The sequence below is a fragment of the Polynucleobacter sp. 35-46-11 genome (assembly GCF_002281105.1).
Window position 1 is genome coordinate 1 of record NZ_NCFJ01000285.1, and the last position, 3306, is coordinate 3306.

The 3306-nt window shown below is 45.2% G+C and carries 4 protein-coding genes, 1 tRNA gene and 1 pseudogene; 5 read left to right on the plus strand and 1 reads right to left on the minus strand.

The genetic code is table 11. The annotated features are described in order from the left end of the window. Positions 1-19 precede the first annotated feature (19 nt). Positions 20-95 (plus strand) — tRNA-Asn (locus B7Y67_RS13540). A gap of 62 nt (positions 96-157) precedes the next feature. On the opposite strand, the gene B7Y67_RS13545 is transcribed toward B7Y67_RS13540, so the two are convergent. After that, the gene (locus tag B7Y67_RS13545) at positions 158-742 is read right to left on the minus strand and encodes a hypothetical protein (protein ID WP_293599103.1); all 585 of its coding nucleotides are present in this window, start codon (positions 740-742) and stop codon (positions 158-160) included. A gap of 224 nt (positions 743-966) precedes the next feature. Here B7Y67_RS13545 and B7Y67_RS13550 point away from each other — a divergent pair, with 224 nt between their 5' ends. The 4 genes and pseudogenes from B7Y67_RS13550 to B7Y67_RS13565 form a co-directional block, all read left to right on the plus strand. Continuing rightward, positions 967-2268, plus strand: coding sequence for a U32 family peptidase (locus B7Y67_RS13550; protein ID WP_293599104.1), 1302 nt, complete (start codon positions 967-969; stop codon positions 2266-2268). 22 nt (positions 2269-2290) lie between these two features. Beyond that, entirely contained in the window at positions 2291-2638 is a 348-nt protein-coding gene (locus B7Y67_RS13555; RefSeq protein WP_293599105.1) for a hypothetical protein, read from the plus strand. A gap of 26 nt (positions 2639-2664) precedes the next feature. Next, a complete protein-coding gene (locus B7Y67_RS13560; protein ID WP_293599106.1) occupies positions 2665-2829 on the plus strand; it encodes a hypothetical protein in 165 nt (54 codons plus the stop codon). 21 nt (positions 2830-2850) lie between these two features. Continuing rightward, a pseudogene (locus B7Y67_RS13565) lies at positions 2851-3306 on the plus strand (hypothetical protein); the annotation flags it as partial.

The window sequence follows — 3306 nt, forward strand, 5'->3', positions numbered from 1 at the left end:
TGCTATAATATCGGCTTATTCCTCGATAGCTCAGTTGGTAGAGCGCCGGACTGTTAATCCGTAGGTCCCTGGTTCGAGCCCAGGTCGAGGAGCCAGATACAAGAAAACCACCTTTTAGGTGGTTTTTTCTTTTGCGACTTGGGTGAAGTGATTGAACCTAGATCAACCCCTTCTTTTTTAGATTAGCGAGACGGTTATTAAGGGTTTTGATGGTGAGAAGATTCAGCTTATCTCCCTCGGACCAATTGCTGCCCTTCCACTCAATACCTTCTGTTGTCACATTAGCAAATGGTTCTTTACCTTCTTTTGCGTAGCCTTCTAATATGGCAATGAGTGCCGGACGATCATCAGAACCTCCAGCATCTTTAATGGAATCTAAGATGGGTTTAGTGATCGTATCGCTGTAAGTAGCTTTGGAGTCTGGATGCTTAGCTGCTACAGGCTCTTCAAAGATGTATTCATGCGGCCACTCAAATACATTTCTTGCTGAATTTTTTACTGACTCTGGACTTACTGCAGCACTTGCAGGATTTTTTGGGTCAGTTGGTAAATTGAGCTCCGTAATCCAAGCTTCGAATTCTGCAATGCGGGCATAGCGCTTTTCTTCGCTGTCGTGCTTTTGCTCTTCCTGGGATAACAATAGTGTGACCCAGGCCCAGGCGATGTCCTTAGGTATAGCAAACTCTTGCGCCAAAATGCCACTCGCTTTTTTTAAGATTGGCTTGGATGTGAGTTTTGTCATTGCGTTCTTTCTGATTCTTTAATGAGTGCCTTAAATTTCGGGTGGACAGATCAAGGGAAGGCTCTCTGTTCAATTTTTGCAATGCTGTCCACAGACCCCGTAGGATACTCTGCATAGTGGCTTATTTACCTGGAATAACTCGATAAATTGGGGCTTAGCCGCCTTCAGAGCTCGGTGTTACGGCAAATCTACCAAGAATGCCTGTATTCACTAAAATAGCCCCCATGACTAAGATCCCTGAACTTCTAGCTCCTGCCGGCAGCCTTTCCATGCTGCGTACCGCCTTTGACTTTGGTGCTGACGCCATTTATGCCGGACAGCCACGTTATTCACTCCGAGTACGTAATAACGACTTCGGAAAAATGGAGACACTCAAAGAAGGTATTGATACCGCGCATGCTTTAGGTAAAAAGTTTTATCTAGTCTCTAACTTGCTCCCCCATGGCGGCAAGACACGCACCTACATTAAAGATATGGATCCTGTAGTTGCATTGAAACCTGATGCCATGATCATGTCGGATCCCGGTCTGATCATGATGGCTAGAGAAGCTTGGCCAGATATGCCGATTCATTTATCAGTTCAGGCTAATACAGTGAATGGTGCCTCTGCGAAGTTCTGGCGCTCTGTTGGTATTAGTCGTGTCATTCTGTCGCGTGAACTTTCTTTTGATGAAATCGAAGAAGTTCGTCAAGACTGTCCAGAAATGGAACTAGAGGTCTTTGTTCATGGCGCTTTATGTATTGCCTACTCAGGTCGCTGCTTGCTATCTGGCTATATGTCACATCGCGACTCTAACCAAGGTGCTTGTACCAATGCCTGTCGATGGGATTACAAAGTCAAGCCAGGCCAACAAAATACCAGCGGAGATGTTGTCCTTCTTCAAGAGGCGCGTCGTCCAGATGATTTGATGCCCATGGAAGAAGACGAGCATGGCACCTACATCATGAACTCAAAAGATTTGCGTGCGATTGAGCATATTGAACGCCTAACCAAAATGGGTGTGGACTCCTTCAAGATTGAGGGTCGCACCAAGTCACCTTATTATGTTTCTCGTACTTGCCAGGCTTACCGTACTGCGATTGATGATGCCGTAGCTGGTCGTCCCATGAATATGTCTCTGATTGGTAATCTAGAGGGTCTTGCAAATCGTGGCTATACAGATGGTTTTTATGAGCGTCACCACGATAAAGAATATCAACTCTATATGCGTGGCCACTCCCTGTCCGGCAGAAGCCTCTATGTTGGTGAAACTTTAGAAATTGATGAGGCCTCTGGTCGCGTCAAGGTGGATGTAAAAAATCGCTTCTCCCTTGGCGACAAATTAGAAATCATTGAGCCCGAGGGCAACCAAGACATGGTGCTAGATGCCATGTGGAATCTCAAAGGCGAACCTATTGATGTTGCGCCTGGCTCAGGTCACTTTGTTTGGATTCAATTACCACTCAAGAGTAAACACGCATTTATTGCTCGCTATACCCAAGAACCCGCCCCTGTTGAGGCTGGCGGCTCTTGCAGTAACTGCTAATCCAATTTCTAAGAAAGTTTTCATGAACGGAACATCATCAAATTCAGCTCCCACGCATACCTTTAAACAGAAAGCAAAGGAAGAATTTGTAAAGGCATTTCAGTTGACCGTTTACTTCGGGACTTGGTTTTGTGCGATTGCTTTTTTAGGGGCTGCCTCACTAGATGAGAGCCCTATTCCTCTGTCCATCTTTGGTTTTGCCCTATTCAAAGCAGCCATATGTGCTAAGTTCATGTTGCTAGCTCAGGTTGCCTTTCCAATCAAAGTGAACAAAACGGATGGCATCGTTGGCTCACTTTTTTTAGAGTCCGTGATTTACCTACTGGTTGTTTTGGGATTAAATTATTTAGAGGCTGGCGTTCAGGATTGATTCATGGAAAAGCATTCCTTGCTTCCATGGCTGAATTTGGTCAATCAAATCCATTGCGGGTAGTAGCGATGTCAATTGTGTATTGGTTAATTGTCTGGCCCTATCTTTTATTGACGGGCATGAGCTTGACGCTTGGAAGTCCTGCCACTATAGAAATCTTATTTGGCAATAAACATAAAACAAGTAAATAAGACTGCGGTCTGAAATTCTTGATGCTCAATTCACCCTTCTATCTTCAAGGTAGAAGTTGCTGGATATTGTCTTGCCTTGTAGCAGCATTTATTTCGCTATTACCTGGATTACCTCAGGCACAAGAAATCGAGGCACGCACTTATTCTAATGCACCAGTAGGCATTAACTTCATCAGTGCTGGAGTTGCACAAGCCAAGGCCGGAAATTACACGCTCACTAGTGAGGTCATGGGTCTCACCCATATTTTTGATGCCGGCGGTCAATCTGGAAAAATTACTCTAGTTCTTCCTTATGGCCAACTGAGTGGATCAAGTAGTATCGGCGGACAAACAGTGAATGCCAGCGCGGAAGGTCTATCTGACCCGCTGATTAAGGCCGCAATTAATCTCTATGGCGCCCCGGCATTAACTCTTGATCAATTTAAAGGCTATCAGCAAGATCTCATTGTAGGCGTGAGTCTTGCGGCATCTGTACCA